General features: G+C 61.0%; 26 protein-coding genes. 7 read left to right on the top strand and 19 right to left on the bottom strand.

Annotation, left to right across the window (positions count from 1 at the left end; genetic code table 11):
- The first annotated feature begins 235 nt into the window (after positions 1–235).
- Positions 236–451, top strand: coding sequence for a hypothetical protein (locus tag ACYCVF_RS29680; RefSeq protein ID WP_459606448.1), 216 nt, complete (start codon positions 236–238; stop codon positions 449–451).
- A gap of 268 nt (positions 452–719) precedes the next feature.
- Here the strand turns inward: ACYCVF_RS29680 and ACYCVF_RS29675 are convergent, their stop codons facing one another.
- Positions 720–2495 carry an AAA family ATPase gene (locus tag ACYCVF_RS29675; protein WP_459606447.1) on the bottom strand — a complete coding sequence of 592 codons (1776 nt, stop codon included), beginning with the start codon at positions 2493–2495 and terminating at the stop codon, positions 720–722.
- Positions 2492–3040 (bottom strand): hypothetical protein, encoded by a 549-nt coding sequence (locus ACYCVF_RS29670; protein WP_459606446.1) that lies wholly within the window; start codon positions 3038–3040, stop codon positions 2492–2494. Before ACYCVF_RS29670 ends, ACYCVF_RS29675 begins: the two co-directional genes overlap by 4 nt.
- A gap of 135 nt (positions 3041–3175) precedes the next feature.
- Here ACYCVF_RS29670 and ACYCVF_RS29665 point away from each other — a divergent pair, with 135 nt between their 5' ends.
- The gene (locus ACYCVF_RS29665) at positions 3176–3328 is read left to right on the top strand and encodes a hypothetical protein (protein ID WP_459606445.1); all 153 of its coding nucleotides are present in this window, start codon (positions 3176–3178) and stop codon (positions 3326–3328) included.
- 1 nt (position 3329) lies between these two features.
- Here the strand turns inward: ACYCVF_RS29665 and ACYCVF_RS29660 are convergent, their stop codons facing one another.
- Complete coding sequence (locus ACYCVF_RS29660; RefSeq protein ID WP_459606444.1) at positions 3330–3740, bottom strand: helix-turn-helix transcriptional regulator; 411 nt, start codon at positions 3738–3740, stop codon at positions 3330–3332.
- Positions 3741–3890: 150 nt separating this feature from the next.
- On the opposite strand from ACYCVF_RS29660, the gene ACYCVF_RS29655 reads away from it, so the two are divergent.
- A complete protein-coding gene (locus tag ACYCVF_RS29655) occupies positions 3891–4379 on the top strand; it encodes a hypothetical protein (protein WP_459606443.1) in 489 nt (162 codons plus the stop codon).
- Positions 4380–4666: 287 nt separating this feature from the next.
- On the opposite strand, the gene ACYCVF_RS29650 is transcribed toward ACYCVF_RS29655, so the two are convergent.
- From ACYCVF_RS29650 to ACYCVF_RS29610, 9 genes are all read right to left on the bottom strand, one after another.
- Positions 4667–6106 (bottom strand): hypothetical protein, encoded by a 1440-nt coding sequence (locus ACYCVF_RS29650; protein ID WP_459606442.1) that lies wholly within the window; start codon positions 6104–6106, stop codon positions 4667–4669.
- A gap of 17 nt (positions 6107–6123) precedes the next feature.
- Positions 6124–6453, bottom strand: a complete 330-nt coding sequence (locus ACYCVF_RS29645; RefSeq protein ID WP_459606441.1) for a hypothetical protein — start codon at positions 6451–6453, stop codon at positions 6124–6126.
- Positions 6450–7601 carry a hypothetical protein gene (locus ACYCVF_RS29640; protein WP_459606440.1) on the bottom strand — a complete coding sequence of 384 codons (1152 nt, stop codon included), beginning with the start codon at positions 7599–7601 and terminating at the stop codon, positions 6450–6452. Before ACYCVF_RS29640 ends, ACYCVF_RS29645 begins: the two co-directional genes overlap by 4 nt.
- The gene (locus tag ACYCVF_RS29635) at positions 7541–8296 is read right to left on the bottom strand and encodes a hypothetical protein (protein ID WP_459606439.1); all 756 of its coding nucleotides are present in this window, start codon (positions 8294–8296) and stop codon (positions 7541–7543) included. Before ACYCVF_RS29635 ends, ACYCVF_RS29640 begins: the two co-directional genes overlap by 61 nt.
- Before the next feature lie 7 nt (positions 8297–8303).
- A complete protein-coding gene (locus ACYCVF_RS29630; protein WP_459606438.1) occupies positions 8304–9047 on the bottom strand; it encodes a hypothetical protein in 744 nt (247 codons plus the stop codon).
- A gap of 12 nt (positions 9048–9059) precedes the next feature.
- Positions 9060–9257: a hypothetical protein gene (locus ACYCVF_RS29625; RefSeq protein WP_459606437.1), complete on the bottom strand. Its 198-nt coding sequence runs from the start codon at positions 9255–9257 to the stop codon at positions 9060–9062.
- Between the two features lie 151 nt (positions 9258–9408).
- Positions 9409–9624, bottom strand: coding sequence for a helix-turn-helix transcriptional regulator (locus ACYCVF_RS29620; protein ID WP_459606436.1), 216 nt, complete (start codon positions 9622–9624; stop codon positions 9409–9411).
- A 92-nt stretch (positions 9625–9716) separates the two neighbouring features.
- Positions 9717–10205 (bottom strand): hypothetical protein, encoded by a 489-nt coding sequence (locus ACYCVF_RS29615; protein WP_459606435.1) that lies wholly within the window; start codon positions 10203–10205, stop codon positions 9717–9719.
- Complete coding sequence (locus ACYCVF_RS29610; protein ID WP_459606434.1) at positions 10202–11623, bottom strand: tyrosine-type recombinase/integrase; 1422 nt, start codon at positions 11621–11623, stop codon at positions 10202–10204. The genes ACYCVF_RS29615 and ACYCVF_RS29610 overlap by 4 nt, the downstream gene beginning before the upstream one ends.
- Before the next feature lie 339 nt (positions 11624–11962).
- Between ACYCVF_RS29610 and ACYCVF_RS29605 the strand changes: the two genes are divergently transcribed.
- Positions 11963–12229: a hypothetical protein gene (locus tag ACYCVF_RS29605; RefSeq protein ID WP_459595371.1), complete on the top strand. Its 267-nt coding sequence runs from the start codon at positions 11963–11965 to the stop codon at positions 12227–12229.
- A 382-nt stretch (positions 12230–12611) separates the two neighbouring features.
- On the opposite strand, the gene ACYCVF_RS29600 is transcribed toward ACYCVF_RS29605, so the two are convergent.
- The 3 genes from ACYCVF_RS29600 to ACYCVF_RS29590 form a co-directional block, all read right to left on the bottom strand.
- The gene (locus ACYCVF_RS29600; protein ID WP_459595372.1) at positions 12612–13058 is read right to left on the bottom strand and encodes a globin family protein; all 447 of its coding nucleotides are present in this window, start codon (positions 13056–13058) and stop codon (positions 12612–12614) included.
- A 249-nt stretch (positions 13059–13307) separates the two neighbouring features.
- Complete coding sequence (locus tag ACYCVF_RS29595) at positions 13308–13523, bottom strand: DUF3833 family protein (RefSeq protein ID WP_459596433.1); 216 nt, start codon at positions 13521–13523, stop codon at positions 13308–13310.
- Between the two features lie 166 nt (positions 13524–13689).
- Positions 13690–13929 carry a hypothetical protein gene (locus ACYCVF_RS29590; RefSeq protein WP_028178804.1) on the bottom strand — a complete coding sequence of 80 codons (240 nt, stop codon included), beginning with the start codon at positions 13927–13929 and terminating at the stop codon, positions 13690–13692.
- Between the two features lie 574 nt (positions 13930–14503).
- Here ACYCVF_RS29590 and ACYCVF_RS29585 point away from each other — a divergent pair.
- Together ACYCVF_RS29585 and ACYCVF_RS29580 are read left to right on the top strand one after the other, a co-directional pair.
- Entirely contained in the window at positions 14504–15475 is a 972-nt protein-coding gene (locus ACYCVF_RS29585) for an SDR family NAD(P)-dependent oxidoreductase (protein ID WP_459595373.1), read from the top strand.
- 250 nt (positions 15476–15725) lie between these two features.
- The gene (locus ACYCVF_RS29580; protein WP_459595374.1) at positions 15726–16838 is read left to right on the top strand and encodes an alpha/beta hydrolase family protein; all 1113 of its coding nucleotides are present in this window, start codon (positions 15726–15728) and stop codon (positions 16836–16838) included.
- Positions 16839–16959: 121 nt separating this feature from the next.
- On the opposite strand, the gene ACYCVF_RS29575 is transcribed toward ACYCVF_RS29580, so the two are convergent.
- The gene (locus ACYCVF_RS29575) at positions 16960–17466 is read right to left on the bottom strand and encodes a MarR family winged helix-turn-helix transcriptional regulator (RefSeq protein ID WP_459595375.1); all 507 of its coding nucleotides are present in this window, start codon (positions 17464–17466) and stop codon (positions 16960–16962) included.
- Positions 17467–17866: 400 nt separating this feature from the next.
- Here ACYCVF_RS29575 and ACYCVF_RS29570 point away from each other — a divergent pair, with 400 nt between their 5' ends.
- The gene (locus tag ACYCVF_RS29570; protein WP_459595376.1) at positions 17867–19393 is read left to right on the top strand and encodes a porin; all 1527 of its coding nucleotides are present in this window, start codon (positions 17867–17869) and stop codon (positions 19391–19393) included.
- 240 nt (positions 19394–19633) lie between these two features.
- Here ACYCVF_RS29570 and ACYCVF_RS29565 read toward each other — a convergent pair whose 3' ends face one another.
- The 3 genes from ACYCVF_RS29565 to ACYCVF_RS29555 form a co-directional block, all read right to left on the bottom strand.
- Positions 19634–20107 carry a GcrA family cell cycle regulator gene (locus ACYCVF_RS29565; RefSeq protein WP_459595377.1) on the bottom strand — a complete coding sequence of 158 codons (474 nt, stop codon included), beginning with the start codon at positions 20105–20107 and terminating at the stop codon, positions 19634–19636.
- 74 nt (positions 20108–20181) lie between these two features.
- Positions 20182–20379, bottom strand: coding sequence for a hypothetical protein (locus tag ACYCVF_RS29560; RefSeq protein WP_024341172.1), 198 nt, complete (start codon positions 20377–20379; stop codon positions 20182–20184).
- A gap of 200 nt (positions 20380–20579) precedes the next feature.
- Complete coding sequence (locus ACYCVF_RS29555) at positions 20580–21521, bottom strand: acetamidase/formamidase family protein (protein ID WP_459595378.1); 942 nt, start codon at positions 21519–21521, stop codon at positions 20580–20582.
- Between the last annotated feature and the right edge of the window lie 162 nt (positions 21522–21683).

Here is a 21683-nt window from a genome sequence, read left to right as displayed (position 1 = left end):
AGAACCCAGGCTGTAATACGCAAGCTGCGAGAATATGTCAGGCGCAAGCGAAAGCCGACATAGATGAGTGCAAGTATAGCCGTCTAGTTAATTGCCGCGCTCACATGCTGATGAAATATTCCGAATGTAAATTCGAAGCGGGGTGCCAATAATGATTTGGAGAACGCTTATTGCGAGTTTAGTCCTACTCTCTGGCGCACCTTCCTTCGCGCAGGGGACTTGTGAATACAACATCATGATGTCGTTGATTGAACAACAAGCAGCATATCAGTCACAACTACTATCGACCTTTGACAATTTTGAAAAATGCGAGATTGCCAAGGAGATCATTGCTTTGTCGGAACAGAACCTCGCTTACACCACGCAATGTGGCGATCCTGTCCAAATAATCAAAGCGCGGGGAATTGTGCAGGGAAACTATAGGTCGGCATCATTTTACTGCGGCCAGTAGTTTGCCATCCAGTCACTATCAACGCACACACACGCGCAACCATAGGATCTGAGTGTGTGTGCGTACGATCGGAAGGGACGTAAACGTCCCCCTTTCCGATTATCGTCTCCGCACAGCCGCTGAAAGTGTGAAGCCTTGGAAATTGCAACGCTTTTCCCAATTTTCTCACACACTCACAGCGCAAAACGCACATGTGCGAAAAGTGTGCGTCCCGAGCGGAAGTAGGCCGGAAAAGCGCACAGCCCTGTGTGTGTATATTCTGTCTACTTCAAAATGAAGTTGAACCACGCGGAAGTGGGATCGGCGGCACCGGCATCGTTGCCCGCTTCGCGTCGATCGCATTCAACTCGCGGTCGCCGGTATGGGTGGTTCGCCACGCTCCAAGCCGCTCGACCACCAGCTTTTCCTTGAGCAATCGTTTCAGAACGCGCGCCACCTTCGTTTGGTTTGGTGCCGCATTTACCCCGTATGTCCAGCCGAGCACCTTAGCCAGATCCGTCGGTGATGAACCCTGCTTGTCGCTGACGGCACGCAGCACACGTTCGTTATCGTGGTCGGCCCCTTTTTCCACGACATTGGCCCTATCGCCGCCGACCGGCCGGGCAATGACGGTCGGGATCGGTCGGCCCTTCGTGTCTTTGAGCTTTGGATGATCGCGCACCGTTTCCAGTTCGAAGTGCATTGCGGGAAACTCGGGGCCGCGGAATTTGCCCTGTGCGCTGAGAGCGAGCAACGAGTCGCGCCGCTGAACAGCAATATTGCCGTCGACTTCCGCCAGGAACGCGCCGCCGCCTCGCGGGATCAGATCGTCGTCGCCGGCCCGCTTTGTCGGATGACAGAGCACAATGACAGTCGGGCCGCCCGGTAGTTGCGTGAGCGACCGGAGCTGCCGCGCGTAGGCCCCGGCCTGCGTGTTGGAATTCTCATCCTCCGATGAATTGTAGGCCGCCGCGGTGTCGACGATCACCAGGGCCAGGCTCAGGCCCTTCCGGATCACTTCCGCGGTTATGCGCTCGGCGGTTTGATTGAGATCCATGGCCCCGACGAGGAAATGCACGGCCGTAGTGTCGGGGCTGATCCCCATGTCGCGAGTTAACCCGAGCCAGCGCGCCTGCACGTCCGTCGGGTTCTCACCCGCGAAATAGAGCGTGGTCCCTTGCTCAAGCGCCGCGCCGTTGAGCGGCCGACCGGCGGTCACGTGGCCCATGATCCGCATCGCGATCGCTGTTTTGCCGGATCCGGTGGCCGCCGTGAGGCTGTAGAAGTAACGGCGCTGTAGGATGCCATCGATTAGAAAGTCCGGTGGCTCGTACGCGGCAACGAACTCGCCGGAGGACTTGAGCAGGTCGGGTTGCGGAGCCGCGGGCGCCTTAAACGGAACGACAGGCATCGGGGGTGTCTTCTCCAACAGTTCGCGAAAGCGGCGTTCGGTCCAACGGTCGTACTTAATGCCACTGATTTCGGGCCGGCCGTCCGCCAGCCATTTGGCATAGCCGGCGTCGTCGAGATCGAAGAATCGGTCGAGGCGCCTCAGGCGCCGGGCTTCGCGAGCATCATCCGCGGCTTTAAGTGCGGCTCGTTTGGCGCCGACCTTGGCGGCCAGATCGTTCAGGATCGCCTCAGTCCGATCGCAGGCCTCACCACATGGCTCGTAGCCGCGTTCTTCCTTTTCACTTGCGAGGACGTCGATGATCAGATGATCCGTCCAGTGCTTCTCTCGGTCGTACGACGCCCACAGTTCGACTAAATACGCCTCGTATCCTTCCGGCGTTGTGGGTCGGCGTTGGTCGTTCTCCAGCAAATGATGAGCAAGCAAGGGAGACTCGTACGCGAGCATCATGTCTCGCCAGAGCGCGAAACCCTCGTTTGGCCATAAGCGGTGCATGTCCCAGCCAAGACAAAGCGGCGGTGACATTTCGGGTTCTGCGCTGCCGGCCCACCATTCACAAAGATCGTTCAGCGCATCAAGCGCTAAGGGCGTTGCCAGGCGTTCGGCTTCATCGAGTTCAAGGAGGCTAATCGGAGCTGTTTCGGTTTCGGTCATGCCGGCGCCTTCAGACCAAGCAGTTTCGCAATCTCCAGCAGCACGCGACCGTGAAACACGGTCAGACGCTCGACATCGCGCCGCTTCCGTTCGCCCCGCTGGTAAAGTGCGTTGACGAATTGGGCCACTTCGTCGGGCGGGCGATCGAAGATCGACAGCGAAACGAACACACCATCAGCGTCAAAGTTCGCCGTAACGAGATCGTCGCCGCGCTCAAGGCGCTCTTTGATCCGCGGCACCAGCATGTCGGCGATGAAAAGTGCAAGCCCATGACCAGCGGTCTTTGCCGACAGGTGGGCGAGATCGTCAGCATAGCCCTTCGGATTGATTAGGTATTCATGCATCGGAAGGTCGAGAACTCGCTTGACCTCTTTGGCGAAGTCGCCGCCGCGCTCATGATCGATGGCGAGCGAGATCAACCAGACGGCGGCGTCGCGTGCTGTCATTTCGGCAGCGCCGCGCCCATGCCCCTTGATGTTGAGGAGCCCGGCCGCTCTCAGATGCCGGCCGTATAGATCCACGGTCGAAAAAGGCTCGTTGAGCAATTCCGACAGCGCCTTCGCGAGATCGCCAGATGTAGCCATGATACGCGGCCCGTACTTTTATCGGTAGTTTTTCCTATTGAAATAATCAATACACCTGCTATTCTTAACAAGTCAACAACACCCGAGGGGGATCCGATGGCTAAGAAAACCGACACAGACTTCACCAAGCGCACCATCGCGACGATGGCGCAGGAGATGGTCAACGCAAAGAGCGCGTTCGACCGCTCGTTCACGATATTCAAAGCGCTGGCTAAGGAGCATGGCGTAAAGCTGCCGAAGCCGGAGTGACTCACCGGTCTTTGGGTCCGCGGGGCGGCCGGGCTTTGCTCTCGGCCGCTTTTCGCGCTTCGTATTTGGCCTCCCATTCATCTTCGACGCGTTGTTGCTCGCCACGCCGAAGCGCCTCGCGTGCCTGTTCAAGGGCCGCATGGGACAGTTCGGTCGCGGAGAGCTTTGGACCCGGTGAGGTGGTGAATATTCTATCGAGCGGGTTCGCCTGTTGCTCGGAAAGATCGGTGAACGCCGCGTCGAGCTGCAGTCGGTCCCAGATGAGGCGCGAGAACACCCGTTTCGGCCGGGGCATCCAGCCTGCCTGCACCATTCGGTCAAACGTGGTCGTGCTCACGCCAACGTAGCGAGCAGCTTCATCGCGCGACATGCCCCGGGGCGGGTATGCAATTTGATCTGGCCAGAGGGTCATGCCCCGATCGGTAGCACGCTGCCGTGGCGTGTTATGTTGACAATTCCCAATAGCAAATTTTTGCACAGAAAGTCTTGGTTGCATCCGGTTCGCCGTTGCGTTTGAATGTCCCCCTTTGAGGGGGCATTCATGTTTATTCGCAATTGCACAATGGCGGCCGCTTTGGCCATCGTTCTCGCCGGGTGTCAGACGGCCGCGCAGGCGCCGAACACCGCGAGCGGAAAGCCAGAAGTCACGATTCGCGCCACGACTGCCGCGATCAAGGCGAGGCTATTGTCTCTCGCATTGGACAAGCGCTTCAACGTGACCAAGGATACCGAGTACCTGCTGCAGATCGAGAAGCCGTCGGAGAACTTCGGCGCTGCCCTGTTGCTCGGCTCCAAATATGACGGCATTCCCGCCGAGCGGATCGTGTTCACTTTTGCGCCGATCGGTGACACAACCCGCGTCGTCGCGGCCGGCATGTTCGTTACCAACCCCGGTTCGGCCTTCGAACGCATCACGCCGATCAATGGGGGCGAAGGCGCAGTCCGAACACAGCAGACGCTCGATGAATTGAAGATCAGCATGGAGACGCCTGCACCGCCATCGGCCGCCCCGGTTGCTGCCGTTCGCAAGCCCGCAAAGCCAGCCACGTAGATCCCCCAGAAGCTGTTGCCGTGACCGGCCTTAATTCATTTTGTGGCGGAGGATCCGGACAAGGTCCTTCTGCTCTTCAATGTACTCCTGCACCGCCTCGCGCATTTGCTCAGTGCGGCTTCGATCAGGCGGCGATATCGGCTTTTTAGGCGGCTCTAGCGGATCGCGCTTCATATTCTCATTCCGCGTACGGTCTGGCGCCAGAGGATTGATTTAGCTCAACGGAATGAGTTCCATTTTTCCGCGCCTCGCCGTGCCCCGTATAGACAGCCTGCGCCTTGTACCCATCATCCGACCGATGCCTGCGCTTGAATTCCGTAGCTGGCCGAAGCTGTGCCGCCGCCCGGCGCCGACAGCCCAAACGAAACATAGTGGTAGCCGTCTGATCCCGCAGTCTTCCGCCGTAGTCCGGTTAGGGGAATTCGATTCGTCACGCCTGTCGGGTTAACGTTCCAGTTGAGATCGGCATACGCAGCGCCGTCAAAAAACACAGTGAACCCGACCGCGCCGGTCGTGGTCGAATTGTTGAGCGTTCCCGTCACCACCATGTCGACGACTTCGTCGGCCCAGGCTACGAATTCGGCCTTCGAGACAGTCTTCTCCACTTGCGATCCGGACGTTTCGGTCGACGTGGTATCGACTGCGCCGGTCACGTCGCGCCGAGCACGATTGAACCACGAGACGACGAACCGTTGAGTGGCGCTGTTGGCCCAAGCCGAACCCGTGACAGCGCGTGCCATACCGACCAACGAGCGGGTGTCGTCACCGCTTTTGATCTCGGTTCCCTTGTTGCTGGACGTGGTCGACGTGGCGTGCGCTGTCGTCAGGGCTTCGAGTGCGTTCACGACGCCGCCCGACGCAGTCGCGTAGATAAAATATGACGTGCCAGGAGTGAGACTCGTTGCCGCAAGCGAAACACCGCCATCTGGAACCGTGCACGATACACCGTTGACGGTCAGCAAGTTGCCATTGTACGGCGACAGAACGAGATTTCCGCCCGACAATGTCAATCGACACTGCCCATGAGGTAGCGACACACCAAGGTTGCTGCGAGCGGTCGACGCGCTCACCACGTCCGACAGGTTGTTCGCGGCCAGCAGCGGCTTCGTGACGGGCATCACGAATGCATGGTAGTTGCTGCCGTCCGACCAGATCATTGCGCCGAGGTTCTGCGCCAGGACCAAGCTCGCCCCGCCGTTGATGGTCGACGTTGCCGGTGTGATTGTCAGTGCACCCGCGCCGGTATTCTTGACGAATACAGTCCAGCCGTCGAGGAACTGGCTCGATGCGCCGGCCTGCGCAATGGTCGCGGCGATCGCCGACGCGTTGGAATAGGTGATCGCGTAGCCCATGTCCGTGTTCGCGATGACGTCAGACGTACCCGTGACCACGCGCGTTCCGCGGACCCCGTCCATGTCTTCGGCCGATTCGATAAACCGAACCTGCGCCGAGCCGGTCAGCGAAATGCGCGACGTTCCGAGCGTACCACCGCTGCGCGAAGCGAGGACGGTCGTTCGGGCGAACGTCGTTCCGGACGCGGCATAGGCGCCGCGCACGAGTTCCCAATTGTTGCCGTCGGTAAGAATCGCCGTATACGTGCGCGCATCGATTGCACCGGCTTCGGCGGGTGTCATGAACGACTGCGAATAGGCGCTGCCTAGCGTAATCGTTTCGCTGGTGCCGGTTGCGGTCGTGAGAACTCGAACGAGATTGAGCTTGTGGGGCACTTTCGGATACTCCTAACTTACATTTCGCCAATCGAAAAGCCCTGGCAGGGCACTTCGGGCAGGTCGGTGGGTTGATGTTTTGTACGAGGTGCCGGCTTTTCGTCGTCTGCCGGCGGCGGATCTGGTTGAATGTCGTTCTCTCTGGTCATTGTTCTCTCACTTCTTGATTGTGTCCCGGCTTCACTCCCGGGGGTGCCTTGGACGCCTGGCACCGGCCAGCGCCAAGCGGACCATTCGGCATTGGCTTCATGGAGATCGTCGAAATCCGGATCGAGCATTTCGCCCGGTGGCAACGTCGGCGACTGATCGCGCGGCCGGTCATGTTGCCGTTTCTGCTTCGGCGTCATTGCAGCAATCTCCGCTTTTTCGCGTCGGTGACGGTGTTAACGATCCGACTCGGCAGTTCCGCTTTGAGCTGACGCAGTTGTCCTTCAACCCGTGCCAATCCTTCCTTGTCGGCACCGGTCGCATCGATATTGATGCTCACTGGCGCGCTGATCGTGTCGCCGCCCGCGGCAGCCGCCAGGCGCGAGACCATGCCGTTCGGAGACATCGTGCCGCCGTCGGCGAAGCCGGGCAGGAACGGCTTGCTGACGTGGTTCGGGACGACCGTTACGCCGCCCTTGTGGACATTGATCAGCTCGGGGCCGCGCTCGCCAACCACGCCCCAGCCGGGGCCAAACGTGCCGCCGTTGGCAGCCGCGAACACGCCGGGGCCGGCAGGGCCGCCGAGCACAATTCCGCCGTTTGCCACGGTGCCCGATCCACCCACGCCGAACAGGCTGCCAATCGCGCCGGCAATTCCGCCGGCACCGCTCGACGATCCGCCGAACGCCGAGGCGAACAGATTGTCCGCCGCGATCTGCATCAGCTTGTCGGCGATCTTGCCGAGGGCGTTGAGACCGGAATCCTTGAACGCGTCCCAAGCCGATGCGCCACTGCGAATTTGCTGTCCGAACTCGACAAAGAACCCGCGGTTGACATTCATCCCCTCAACCATGAGACCGTCGAGTTGCTTCCGCGCGTTGCCAGCGTCGTTCAAAGCTTGCTGAAGCATGGGCAGCGCTGCGCCGGCCACCTTCGCCTGATCGGCGAGCGCTTCGACGGATTTCGCGGCAAGGTTTGAGGCGTTTGCAAACTGTTCGAGATTGGCCGGATCGATCAGGCCACGGTCGACCCAGCTTTGCAGCATATCCGCAGCGGCCTTCTGCGCTTCGGTGAAATTGAAAATACCATATGCGGCCTGTTCGCTGACGCGCTGCAATTCCGCCTGCGCGCGGACGATATTCTTGATCGCCTCGGCTTGCTGCTTCGAGACGCCGACACCTTGCAGTCCAGCCGCGGCAAGTTCGAGTTCCTTTGCCTTGACCTGATCCTCGACCGTCGCCAATTGACCAAGTAGCGCAATCCGCTGAGAGACCGCGCCGTAGGCGCCTATCCGGCCGCGAGCCGGCGGCCCGGCGAAAATCCATGGGCGACGTTCCACCGCGGCCAATCGATGGGCGCCGGCTTGATGAGTTGCCCGATCTGATCTTCTGGCCATCGCTGCAAGAGGCATTGGGTGATTCCTTCGCGGGTAATTGTCGTGAGCTGCGCATATCCGCCGATCCAATGAATGCGATCGTCGAACAGCGCGTGGCGCTGCATTTCGATGACTTTGCGCAGCTTGTTTTTCAGAACCGCCGGCTCATCGTCCTCGGATAGACCTTCGAACCAGGCGTCCATTATGATTTCGCCTGGGATCACGGGACCGGCGACGACGTTGGGGAGGCGCTGCAGGGTGAACGGATCTGGGAGATATTCTCCCTTCGTGCCTTCTGGCACGCCGATTGGAGTGTCATCGGTCGTTTCGATAACGTACGCCTCCGGACCTCCGCGGGACTCGGAGAAGCCGACTAGAAGCATTTCGATCGTATCCTTGAGCTGCCAGCGGTTCACGATCGAAGGCAGAACGATCTCGATGCACTCGACAACGTCATCGAACGTTGCAAACGCGCTGGTTAATTCGTAACCGAGGACTGGCGTGGCAATCGTCATGCCTCGAATTGCAATTCCGCCGGGCCAGCCAGGTACGGTGTAGAATTTCGGTACGAAGCCGGCCAGAACACCGTTGCGATCGTAACTTGCCGCGTCGGTGACAACATGGATCGCCTGATGCTTTGGGCTAATTACGATGTTGGTGGCGGTCACGGTGCGATCACTCCGCAGCGGACGCGAGCGCACCGAGCACGTTGAGCGCCTCGGGATTCTGGCGCCGGTATAGCTCGTCGAAATCAGTTCCGGCTTCGGCCAGAAGCGGGTCGACAATGGGTTTCGCCCACATACGAAAATCTGTTTCGTGTTGAACCTCCGCGGCGGCGCGAATTTCCTTGTCCGCGAGTCGAACGAGTTCGTCCGCCAGTTCGAGCGATTTCAGATCGTTGGCGATCCTGGCCAGTTCGGCGCCGTGCGTCTGTCGGAGCATCGCATTCACCAATTCGCCGTGCACGCTTGCCGGCACGCCAGAGAGTTCGGCAGGTGCCCGCGCCACCGCTGCGGCGATCTCGGGATGCAACCGCTGCGCTCGATCCCGCTGCTCTTGCGGCAAAGTGCGGACGAACGCGCGATATTCCTGATCCTGCAGAACGCCAGCAAGATCGTCTTTTTCTCGCCCGGGCAGCTTGGGCAGCGACGACTTGATATCGGCGCGCAACTTCCGCAGCGCGACTCGAGTCTGCGCGTTGGACGTGACGAAATTCGAAATCTCGTCGCGCTTGGCCGCCCTTTTGCCAAGATCGTTCAAGTGTTCCCAATTCGACGACTTCGCGGCGCCGGCCGCTTTTTCCTTCGCCGTTCCAAGAATGCCGAGTTGCACCCGCATCATGTCGCCGACTTTTCTCTGGGTGGGGCGGCTCGGGTCGAGCTGGTTGATGTAGTCGGCGAAATATTTTTTGCTGCTCATGTGTTCCGATCCTTACTTCGGCTCGTTGTCACCGGGCGGGACGATATGAGTCACGCCGTTGACGGTGCTGGTCGCGGGAATTGCGGGTCGTTCGACGCTCGCCACGCCATTTGTGACCGAGCGCGACCGCGCGCGCGGCGTCTCGACATGGTGGCCGAGAGAACCGTCGGATTTTGAGAGCGGGACGGGTGGAATGCGAACGGTGGACATTGCGAAATGGTCCTTTTGGGTTTGAGTAGAACGGGGCTGCGGGGCCAGGCGAGTTCAAGGCATCGCCCGCCCCGCGCCACAGACCGCCGATGGCCCACCGGCGGTCGAGCTGGAGAATGTTGTCAGTTTGCTTGAATGTTGATTGTCAACATCAGGCCGCGACGGGCTCGCGACGCGCTGCGACCGAGCGCTCCCATGCGGCGAGTTCACCGAGGCGCCAGAAGCGACGTTTCGCGATGTAGATCGGCCGCGGGAAGGTGGGGTCGTCTTTCAGACGACGCTCGACCCACATGTGACTTACGCCCCCGAAGCGGGCGCGAACCTGGGTCGTTGTGATGAGTGGATCGTGATCACTGATGATTGTCATCTGACGTGTTGTCCTGTCTTGTTCGCACAGAACATCACGAAGCGACGCGCCCCATCTAGCGGCGAAAAGAAAGTGGTATTTCTACCGGTGGATCAGACGGCCCAATAAGAACGCTTTCGATCCAAGTCGCGCTCAATGGTTGAAGGCGATTTATTGCGAGCGCGCGGATCCTGTGCAGCCCAGTTCGCCGCGCGCTCCGCAGCGGCCTTGCCGGGGAATTTACGCTTTGCTTCATCGAGCAATTCAACATAAGCGCGAACGTCTGCCACTTTGTCACGGGGGCGACCGGCCGAATTGAGTTCGCCGGCAAGTAAGTGCGCCAGAGAGCGTCGGTCGCCGCTGCTTAGGGGACGTTCCGACAGCAGATTCAAAATTAGGTCCGCCGTTGGACCGCCATCCGCGCACGCCTTTCGCAGTTTTGCACCGTTGAACGCTTTGATGGCTTTGACAATGGAACCGAAGAAATCGTCGGCAGGGCAGGGGATTGTGACGTCATGATTAGCGAGACGGAGCGCTCTTTCGACGGCGCCCATACGATTGCCAGTCACAAAGGGAGCGGTCTTGTACTTTGACTTGCTCACGCGGGCTCCCTCTGGAATTGAACCACATTGCTCGCGGGACGGTTGTTCACCAGATCGTCGACATATCGTGCCCAGGCTGCGAACGCCTGCGTCTTCTCCCGCAAATACTTGTGTCGAGCGTAGACTCTGGCAACGCCGCGAATAGCGCCGGACGAGTGGTTCACACACGCCTCAGCGATCTCGATTGAGAATCCCAGCGCTTGCAGTCCGGAATAGAAGGTTCGGCGAAGGTCGTGCAGCGTCCATGGATCCAGTTGCGCGTCTGGATCCGCCTTGCGCAGCTCGGCTAACATCGCTTCGTCAAAGCGCTTTTTGGCCTTCGATAATCCGCTGATCGGCGTTTCGCCGGTCGTCGTGAATAGAAGGCCCTTGCCCTTGATGGTGGGAAGGGACTTCAGCAGGTCGACGGCTTGCGGGCTCAGCGGCACAAGGTGCTCGCGTCCGTTCTTCGTCCGCTCCTTGGGGATGGTCCATAACGGCTCACACCACCGGCCACCATCGTCGAGCACTAGCGATGCACCGCGAAGGTCCAATTCGGACCGTGGCAGCGCTCGCAACTCGTCGCGCCGTTGTCCAAGCAGGATCAAGGATTGCACGAGCCGGCCGAAGGGGTAGCCCTCACGATCAGCAACTTTCCAAGCGGCAACCAGTTCGGCGGCGGAGAGCTTGCGCTCTCGTTCGGTTTCATGTGCGAAGGCGTCGAGCGAAGCGACGGGAGAGGCTTCCCGCATGTCACGGTCGACGCACCAGTCGAAGAACGTCTTGAGGGTGGTAAGCGTGCGGTTGGCTGTCACGCCGCGACCGGAGTCAACCAAGGAGTCGAGCAGCACGATGGCGTCGTGCTTGGCAATGGAGGCAAGGGGGCGGCCTGACCATTTGCCGAGCACGCCGTTCCCGGTCTTTTCCCACTCCCCGGGGGTCTCGGGATCCGGCTTAAGGCCGAAATAATGGGCCGTGAGGAGGCGGGTTGATTCGCGCAATCCTTGGCGCTTGCGCCCCTTGTACCGCTTTAGGAACTCGATCATGGCCGCGTCGATCGTATTGTCGCGGACGGCCTCTCGCTTGGCTTCAGCCTTCTCCTGGCGTCGGACATGGGTGGGGTCGATCCCTCGCCGCACGTCCTCCGCCGCGGCCGTAGCGAGCATGCGGGCTTGGCTGGGAGTCAGAGGATGGCCGATCTGCGGCGGAGCCGGGGAGGGTGTGAGCGCCAGCGGCCCGAGTGTGAGCTTCTTAGGGGCGCGCTGACCGACCTCGTCGTGCTCGACCGGGGAGCGGAAGCGAAACACCCACGATTTGATGCCGGAGGGGTGGACCACGAGGAACAGGCCGGCGGCACCGCCGTCGGATTTCTCGTAGCGAACTGCGCGCGGCTTGAGTTGCTCGATCGCCAGGCTGGATAGCGCCCTAGTCTTAGCCATGCCGTTACCCCAAGGTGCTGTGGGGTAACGTCTTGATGCCGTTAGCGGCCGTTACCCGACGTTAGTAACGTGCCTGAACAAGGCTAAAAAATCAATGAAAAACAACGTCAGTTGACGCTATGGGCGTTCAGTCTCGTTACGCTTCGTTACGGCATCACCTTCGTCTGGGAGACTAGGGGTCGGAGGTTCAAATCCTCTCGCTCCGACCATTTTTCTCAAAGCATTTGTCCGATGGATCGATCGTCGGCGCGGAGCTTTTGTCCCGCAGCGACGTGTGCGCGTGGACCGGTATCAGACGGCTGCTCTGCGGTTGGCGGACCAAAATGCCAAAACAACCCCATGCACAGTAGCGAAGTCCTTGGAGAAGTTCGTTTTTCAGAAGCCAAACGCGGGATCCTGGCGATCGGATTGTCCAAGGCTGACGTCATGCGATTTCTCCAGGCCGATGGCGTGTTTATCCTCTGCACCACAGCAAGATGTGCAGGCAGTGAATTACCGCTCGCGAAGCTGGTTGGCGCCGGCGTGAAACCTGACACGATATTCGGTAGGCAGAACGCTCAAACGCCGAAGCTCCTGTCGAAGATCAAATCAGACTCGCTGCCCTAGCTCCGCGCTCGCCGGGCCGCCGTCGACCGTGCGGCAGACAAGCTCCGGTCGCGGACGGTGCCGGCCTAGCAGGCCGCAAAGCGCGGGGCGCGGACGACTAGGTGCTACGCCCTCGTCAGGTATCACGATCGCAGACCTTAATGGCGAAACGACTACGCGACTATTTGGGGCGTCGAATGATGGGTCATGGGTCTACGAAGGATTTGTTGGTGCGATCTCGGGACCGGCGAAGTGCGGGCGGCGCAACTCTCCTGGCGATCACCGCGTTCATATCATGTTGTGGCCAAGCCAATGCCGCGGAGTTTTCAGGCGGCGTCATCAAGATCGGCATCATCACACGTCGATACGGCTGCGGGCAGCTGTCGACGCGCATGCACTCAGGTTATCTGGGTATGACGCCGGTGCTCGGCGAGGGCGACGAATTCTCACTGGTTGCAATCATGCGTTGAGCAATGACAGCGTAAACCTTGCGCCATGCCTGCTCGATGTCATCGGTCCAGTGTGGCCCGAGACCTCGCGCCAGGCTCCAAAGCAATGCTTCGCCAACGACCGGATAGTGCTCAGGCTTCACGCCATAGCGCAGATGATTGCGGCCAAGCATGTCTGCACCGGACAACAGTCCGGTTGTCTGATCGAGGCTGCCAACGAGCACCGCCAGCTTTGAGATGAAGTCCTGCTTGAGACGACTCATGTCGGCGGGAAACATCGGTCTGAATTCCGGTGCAAGCTCAAAGATGCGATCGTAGAACGCCGTTGTCATGTCGGTGGCGTTCGCGAACGCAAGGTCAAAAGAGGACCTGACGCGAATGATCTCGTCTGCGGTCAGCATGATGGTTCGTGCTTTGATGAGCTATTTTGAGAGCGGCCGCGCACTGATGTAGTCGGCATCACTGTGACGATGCCTTCGAATAGCTTGCAAGCTCATAATGAATGCATTCTCACTGCTGCCGCGAACCTACAACATGAACAAGCCCACTTGAGATCATCGGCAGGGGCGATACCGTAGCTCGGACGAGGTCATCGCAACCGTTCAACGAATGGTTGCCCTTGCAGAAGAGGGGTCGGTTGAGGGACTTATTCAGTCCAACCCGGCTGCTTGCACCAGGTGAAAGACGCACCCGGCTTGCTCGCCCACGGCTTCGCCGTCCAGGCGATTTTCGTGGCTGATGTATTGGCCTCCAGCCATCTTGTGGATCGTCCAGCGCAGCGGATCGCTGTGGCCATCGTCGAAAATATACGTCTCGTGAAGAGTACGGTGTCGGTGCTCGCGTCGAACTCGCCATGCGCCAGGAATCGTTGCCCGCTTCTAGTGCCAGCCAAGGCATCGCGATCGGCAGCTGAGGTTAGTGGGATATGAGAGGGATACAGGGCTTGCGCCATCACATTGGGCTGGCGCGGTGGGGCCCGCTGGGAGGCAGCCTCCGGGCGTTTCCTCTTGTCGTCAGTAGTTTTGCGGGGCCTTAGGCGTGGCCCTTGATCTCGTAGTGACCCGGCACGCATTTGTAGCGCTCGAGGCGCCAGTTGGCGTGATAGATCGGATGTTCGCCCATCCATTTCGCGAGCGGGGCCTGTGCGCCGACCGCGCACTGCATCATCGAAATCTCGGGCGTCATGTTGCTGTCGGTCACGATTTCCTCGACGCAACTGCCTGAGCTGGCTGCGCCAAGCCGGCAGAGCACGGCAACGACGGTCACGAACATTCCTGTCACCTCATCGGTTGTTTCTGACCACGACAAGGATGCAAGCGGAGTGCCAGAGCCTGTTGCACGCGAGCGACACGCCGGCTTGGCCGACTCAACCCAGCGTCTGGTGTCCATTTGACGATTCGGATTGTAAAAAGATTGCCCATAAACCGAAGCCGGAGAAATACGGGAAACGGACATACCCGATTGTGGCGCCGGCGCGGGTGTTGGTACTTCGGGCGACACCGGAGCAAGCGCCTCGTCCTTCGAGACGACCGCTTCGCGGTCTCCTCAGGATGAGGCTAAGGGGCTGTGGTGCTCGTTGAAATTGCCGCCCCATACTCCGCCCTCATCCTGAGGGCCCGCCTCAGGCGGGCGTCTCGAAGGATGCGCCGCAAGCGACTCTGTCACAAAGCTAAAGCCGTGCACTGACCGAATACGGAATGACAATAGTTCGCGCGCCGAAATAACGCCGAGGTTGCACCAACGATCCGCTTTCCTTTGCGGATGAGGCGCTGCTACATTTTGCGCGCGCCCGGCGAAAAGCGCTGTGACGAAGAAACATACCGACAAGGGGAGGGACCGAAGTCCCATGAAGGATTTTGCTGGAAAGATCGCGGTCATCACCGGCGGCGGCACGGGAATGGGGCGCGAGCTCGCGCGGCAGCTCGTCGCCGAGGGCTGCAATGTCGCGATGTGCGACGTCTCCGAGGCCGCGATGGCCGAAACCAAGCGGCTCTGCGAGACCGAGAAGCTGCCGCAAGGCCTGCGCGTCACGACGCATGTCGCCGACGTCGCGATCGAGGATCATCTGAAGCGTTTTCGCGACGAGATCGCCGAGCAGCAGAAGACGGACAAGATCCATCTGTTGTTCAACAATGCCGGCATCGGCGGCGGCGGCAGCCTGTTCACCAACACGCGCGAGCAGTGGGAACGCACCTTCAACATCTGCTGGGGCGGGGTCTATCTCGGCGTGCGCACCTTCCTGCCGATGCTGGTCGCCGCGGACGAGGCCCACATCGTCAATACCGCGAGCGTCAACGGCTTCTGGGCCTCGATCGGCATGAACCAGGCGCACACGGCCTACAGCTCGGCGAAGTTCGCCGTGAAGGGATTCACCGAAGCGCTGATCAACGATCTCCGCCTGCACGCGCCGCACGTCAAATGCTCGGTGGTGATGCCTGGTCACATCGGCACCTCGATCGTCTCCAATTCGCGCAAGGTCCAGAGCACGGACGGCTCGGAGCGGCTGAACGCCGACGAGGTGGCGCTGACCCGCAAGCGCATGATCGCAGCCGGCGTGCCGGATGCCGACAAGATGTCGGACGAGGACATCCAGGCGGTGTTCGCCGAGCGCGCCCGCCGCTTCCTGGAGGATGCACCGACGACGGCGGCGGAGGCGGCGAAGATCATCCTCGACGGGGTCAAGGCGGAGCGATGGCGCATTCTCGTCGGTGAGGACGCAAAGCGCCTCGACCAGCGCGTGCGCGCCACGCCCGAGCAGGCCTACGACCGCGCCTTCTACGAAAGTTTCACGCAGGAGGTCGGTTGGCGGCTCGGCTGACACCGCCCCCGGGCGGGCGCGAATATGGGTATGATGACCATCATGGCAAGAGTGAGCAGAGCAATTTTTGCGTGCCACCTCTTGCCAAGGTCCGCCGCTCCATGATTGATCGGAATGTCACGCATGCGAGATTGCGATGTTCAAGCGATGGTGATCTGAAACGCCTCTCATCGGGCGCACGGCCGCTTGGTCGGCGAACGGAAATGGTTTAGTCATCCGGGGTTGACGCGACGATAGAGCGTAGCTCCCAATGACGCCCGCATGCCTCTCAGACGACTGGACCTTTTGCCCGGAACGAGAGGACATCTCCGCTGAGTTCACGCGGCTGTTGACTGCGGCCCAGGAGGGCGGCGCGACGATCGCGGAATGCCTCATGATCGCACGGCAGCTGAAGCGCGGCGACGACCGGTCCTGGCATCGCGAGTGGAAGAAGCTGGCGCAAACCAACCGGCAGCGCGCCGAGACCGCGTTCGTGGAGGGGCACCTGGCGAGCGCGCAGCGCAATTGGCTGCGCGCGATGAACTACTATGGCGCCGCGGCGATGCCGCTCGACACGGCCGACGAGCGCCGCTGGGTCGCGGTGCTGGCGATGCAGGAATGCGCGCGCCGCTACCTCGCGGCACGCAGCCCGGCCGGCGAGGTGGTGACGATACCCTGGCTCGACGGACATTCGCTGCAGGGTTACTTCCTTCCTGCGCCTTCGGGGAAAGAGCGGGCTCCGACCGTGATCTGCATCGGCGAGCCCGGTCACCGCAAGGAAGAGTTCCTGTTCAAGCTCGTGCCACATGCGCGCGAGCGCGGCTTCTCGATGCTGGCACTCGACCTCTTCGGCGACCAGCGCGACGATTATCTCGACGCGCTATTGCAGCGGCGGGATCTCGAGAGCGCGATCCCTGGCGTCATGGACTACCTGGAGACGCGCGGCGACGTCGACTTCGCGCGCGTCGGGATCATCGCCGATGGCTGGGGCTCATCCTTCGTGGCGCGCGCGGTGTTGCAGGAGCCGCGGCTTGCCGCCGCCGTCTGCGACGGCGGCCTGTGGGACCTGCACGAGCGGGCCTTCTTTGCCAGCCGGTTCGCGATGAGCGACGTCAGCATCGTCCCGGTGCCGCATGCGCCGCTGATGGCCTCGAGCGCCGACTGCCCGGTGCTGATCACGCTCGGCGAGGACGGCTGGCTCAAGGCCGACCGGGCGCGTCAGATCGTCCAGAGCTCCCGGCTCGGCAGTTCGGACGTCATGCTGAAGGTGTTCACTGCGGCGGAGACGGGCGCCGCGCAGGGCCATGCCGACAATCCGAGCCTTGCCAACGAATACATCTTCGATTGGCTCGAGTCGCGGCTCGGCGGCGTCGGGCGAATCTAAAGCGCCATCCGATTAGGATGAACCGTCATCGCTTTCGGTTGTTGTTTGAGCATGATCTTTTCGGAAAACCGCTGCGCACTTTCCGGATCATGCTTTAGCGGCGGCCCGGACAGACCGGGCGTCAGAAGTCCAGGGTCAGGCGGACGCAGGCCTTTTCGAGACGGGTCTTGAGCGTCGCGAGCTTGGTGGTGAATTCGGTGAGCTCGGCCTCGTCGAACTCCTGGAAGACGAATTCCTTGATGGTCTTGTACTGCTCGTTCAGGCTCGCCAGGTGCTTCTGCGTCTTCTCGGTCAGGGACAGCCGGACCACCCTGGCGTCGGTCGGCGAGGGGCGGCGGCGCAGCAGGCCCTTCTTCTCGAGCATCTTGGACTGGGTGGTGACGAAGGACGGATCGACGTGGAGGAGCTTGGAAACGACGTTGACCGGGATGCCGTCGTCCTTGTCGAGGTCGGAGATGGCCATCAGGATCAGCCATTGCGGCCCGCTGATTCCGAGCGTCCTCGCCCAGAACTGACGCAGCTCCTCGAGATACATGTTGATCGACGATATCTCCCAGGTGAAGCGCCTGATGATATCCAGATTGCCGATCGCGCGCAGGCGCGCTCCTTCTTTCCTCGTCGCGGACACAGCGTCACTCCGTGAACCGATCGTTCCGGTCGGTGTTCGTGGAGTGCCATAGTCCACGCAAGCCTGCCCTGACGCAAGTGCAGGGCAGGGCAATTGTTACAAAACTGACAAATATGACCCACTCAGTCGATCGGGTCACCTTTGTTGTTGCCGCTGCGACACAGCGGTCGCTCAATCAGAAAGCTGACTTCATAAACTATTTTAATTAGCCAATTCTAGCATGCATAGTGCGACCGACGGTGGGGGAGAGTCTCGACCGTTCCGTTGCAGGTGGATCGCTCAAGTCCCTCGCGTTCAAGCGGGTGTGTCGGGAGGCGCGAAGCGGCTGAGCGGGTTTTGAGAGGCGGGGATTGGGGGGCGCTTCGGCCCGCCTCGCCATGATGACAACTTGGAGGTTTACATGAAGATGGTAAAGAGCCTTTTGCTCGGCTCCGCGGCGGGTCTGATCGCCGTGGGTGGAGCGCAGGCAGCCGATCTGCCCGTCAAGGCGAAAGCGATCGAATACGTCAAGATCTGCTCGCTGTACGGCGCCGGCTTCTACTACATCCCGGGCACCGACACCTGCATCAAGCTGGGCGGCTATCTGCGTGCCGAAGTCGCGCTCAACTCGGGCGGTCACTACAACGCTCAATTCAGCGGCGTGAGCGGCGCGCACAACCGCTTGACCAATTACTACTCGATGCGGTCCCGCGCGGATCTCAACATCGACACGCGCACCGCGACAGAATACGGCGTCGTCCGCACATATTTCGATGCCGTGTACACTTGGACATCCGGCAGCTACACCGGCGCCGGCACGGGAGTTGCCGGCGGCGCGACCGCCTATGATTCGGCTCCCTCCGGAACGAACGGTAACGGCTCGGTCTCCGGCGGCTCGCTCGGTGTGTACTACGCCTTCATTCAGTTCGCCGGCTTCACGATGGGTAAAGCGGTGTCGCAATTCGACGCGCCGTGGACGAACTATCCGGGCAACAACTTCGACCAGCTGGTCGGCGGCGGTGGCACCGTTACCGGCGTGAACCAGTTCACTTACACTGCGGACTTTGGGCAGGGCATCACGGCCGCGATTTCGGCGCAGGATCAGACCGCCTACTACCAGACCAACATCTGGAATACCTCGGGAGCGACGGCTGCCGGCATCATCGGTGGCGCGTACGGTCTCAATGACCTCGGCGGTTCACGTTCGCCGGACATTGTCGGCATGGTGCGCGTCGACCAGGCCTGGGGCCTGTTCCAGGCCTCGGTGGCGGCTCACGACAACCACGCCGGATACTACGGTGCCAGCGAGACGACCGGGGCACCGTCCGACAAATGGGGCTGGGCCGCTGCACTGGCCTTGTCGATCAAGAACATCCCGACCGGCGCAGGCGACGTGCTCAACATCCAGGGCGTCTACACCGAGGGTGCCAGCCGTTATAACTTCCAGAGCCTTGCGGCGACCAGTTACTCGATGTTCAGCGGCAGCGGGAACGGCGCCTACCAGAGCGTTGGTTTCGCTGGCGTATCGGACGCAGTCTTCGGAGCCGGTACCGGGCTCGAACTCACGAAGACCTATGGTATGCGTGGCGCGTTCACGCACAACTGGAATCCGTACTGGAACACAGCGCTCTACGGTGCATACGGTGCAGTCCGTTACACCAGCACCGCCAAGGGGCTGATCTGCGGCAGCGCAGGGATGGCGGCTCTGGCTCTGACCGGTACTTGCAATCCGGACTTTGACATCGCCCAGGTTGGCGTGATCACCCGCTGGACGCCGGTCAAGAACCTGACCTTCTCGGGTGATTTCAACTGGAGCCGGATCGACCAGAAGTACACCGGCACGGTTGCTTACGCCGGGAGCGCAGCCACCGCAAAGCCGGCGGCTGTCTACGAGCTGAAGGATCAGGACAGCTTCACGCTGCTGCTTCGCGCTCAGCGTAACTGGTAAGATCCCTCGATGCGGCATGGCCCCGGTACGAGACTGCCGGGGCCATGTCCGAGCGTTGTCTAGGACACCGTGCGAAATAGTGACGAGAGCCATGCAATCCCGTCAGCCTCAAACTTATTTACTTACCTGAGTTAGTAAGCTATATTGGTGGCAGTCGACGTCGAAACGTCGATGGCTCCTGGCTTGATGCTAGGCCTCCCGAAACCTCCGGCAATGCCCTGCCGGAGGTTTTGATTTTTCTCAGCCGCGCATCACGCGTGCGCGCGCATGCGGCCGGTAGGCGAGGCGGCTGTGACCGGCGCAATAAGGCTGGCCGTCGGGGGCAGTGTTGCCGCAGAAGCAGAAATCATCTTCGCCCGGCGTCGAGATCGGCCATCGGCAATGGTTCTCGGACAATTCCAGTAGCGAGCAGCGATTGGCCTCCTCGATGGGGCCTGCGACCGCGGGTGCATCGGCCTCGCCATAGATCGTTGCGAGCATCGCATATTGCAGCCGGGGCACGGCCCGCCGGGCCCGCGCCGAGCTCCTGTCCTGGACCTTGCTCTCGTCGACCTTCCGGCCGCGCGTCAGATTCAGCCGGGACAGCTTGCCGATCACGGCGTTGCGGCTGACGCCGATATCGGCGGCGATCTCGCGGCAGGAGAGGCCAGCCTCGAAATGCTGCTTCAACAATTCAATGCGTTCGTCGGTCCAGGTTGGTGAGAGAGCAGGCATGTGTAACGGTCCCAGGTTGCAGATGTCGGCCATCCGCCTGCTCGAAATCCGTCCGCCTCACGTCCGGCGCGCGCTCACGTCCTGCCATTGTCGCGGATCGACAGGAGCCCGTCCTTGATGGCGAGACGGATGCCTTCCTCGATCAAGGTACGTGCGACGCCGGGAACGCTGGTGCCGTGGGTGCCCTGTCTCACCAGTTTTTCGAGATACGCGATGGTCGAGAGCGCCAAGGTTACGGGAATGCGGTCAGTCTCGGCTTTTTCGGTGGCCATGGCCGAACGCTAGCCTCTTACTCGGGTACATAAAAGTAACGATTAAGACTCTATTTAGGTTCGGGGGTGGGAGTCAAATCGGGCCCAGGGCACCAACTCAGCCCCTTGAAATCGCTTGTGAATCGAACATGGCGCGGCGCGCCGCCGGAAAGCCCGGGCGGCGGCTTGATGTCGGCGGGTGTGGGAAGGGGCGCGGCGGCTCAGCCGTGCACGATCGCTTTTTCGATCATGCAATGGATGCCCTTGGCGCCGTTGACGGTCTGGGTCACCCGCAAATCGGCGGCCAGGCTGCACAGCGTGTAGGCGTCCTCGCGCGAGAGGTTTCGCTTTTCGCCGAGCAGCGCGATCATGTCGCGCAGCGCACGCACCGCGCACTGATCGAGATCGGGGTCCATCGCCATGGTCATGTAGTGCGTCGCGGTCTCGGCGCGGGGATAGTCGAGCCTGATATCCTTGCGCAGCGTCAGGCGGAAGCGGCCCTGCAACGCGGTCTCGATCGCGGTGACGCAGACCTCGCCGTCGCCCTGCACGCCATGGCCGTCGCCGCAGGAGAACATCGCACCCGGCACGAACACGGGCAGATACAGCGTCGCCCCGGCGCCGAGCTCCTTGTTGTCGAGATTGCCGCCCATCGCGCGCGGAATCAGCGATGAGATGCGGCCCCAGGCGGGCGGCGGCGAAACCCCCATCACGCCGAAGAACGGCTTGAGGGGCAGGTCGAGGCCCCACGGCATGCGGCCAACCATCCGCGTGCGGTCCAGCGGGATGTTGAGAATACGCGTCTCGTGGAAATCGTCGGGCAGGGTGCCGGACAGCGGCTTGATCATGTTCCAGCCCCAATCCTGCCGGAGCTGGACGTCGAGAATCTCGACCGCGAGCACGTCGCCGGGCTCGGCGCCTTCGATTGCGATCGGACCGGTGAGGATGTGGCCGGGCAGCATGCGCTCGTTCCTGGCATGAACCTCGTGCATCTCGGGCGGAATGTGAAATTTGTCCCGATCGGGCAGCATGTCGGGTCCGCCGCTGATGGTATCGACCGTCACCTCGTCGCCGCTCGCAATGGTGAGGACGGGCTGAAGCGCGGCTTCGAAGAAGCCCCAATGGCAGGTTTCGGGGCTGGAATGCAGGTGATGATGGGTCATGTGCCGCGTCCGGTCGGTTTCATCGGCCGCGGGCTTGACCCGGCGATCGATCCTCTTTCAAGAAGATTTCTGAAGAAGTGCGGGCCGGTCAAGCCCCGCACGGACGGGACAAGACGATTCCAGCGAGGCTCCCCTGTATTTCGTTCTTTCCAAGACGCTCGG

This window comes from Bradyrhizobium cedriense (assembly GCF_054602315.1).
Note: the sequence above shows the minus strand (reverse complement) of the source record. Positions and strands in the feature narration are given on the sequence as shown.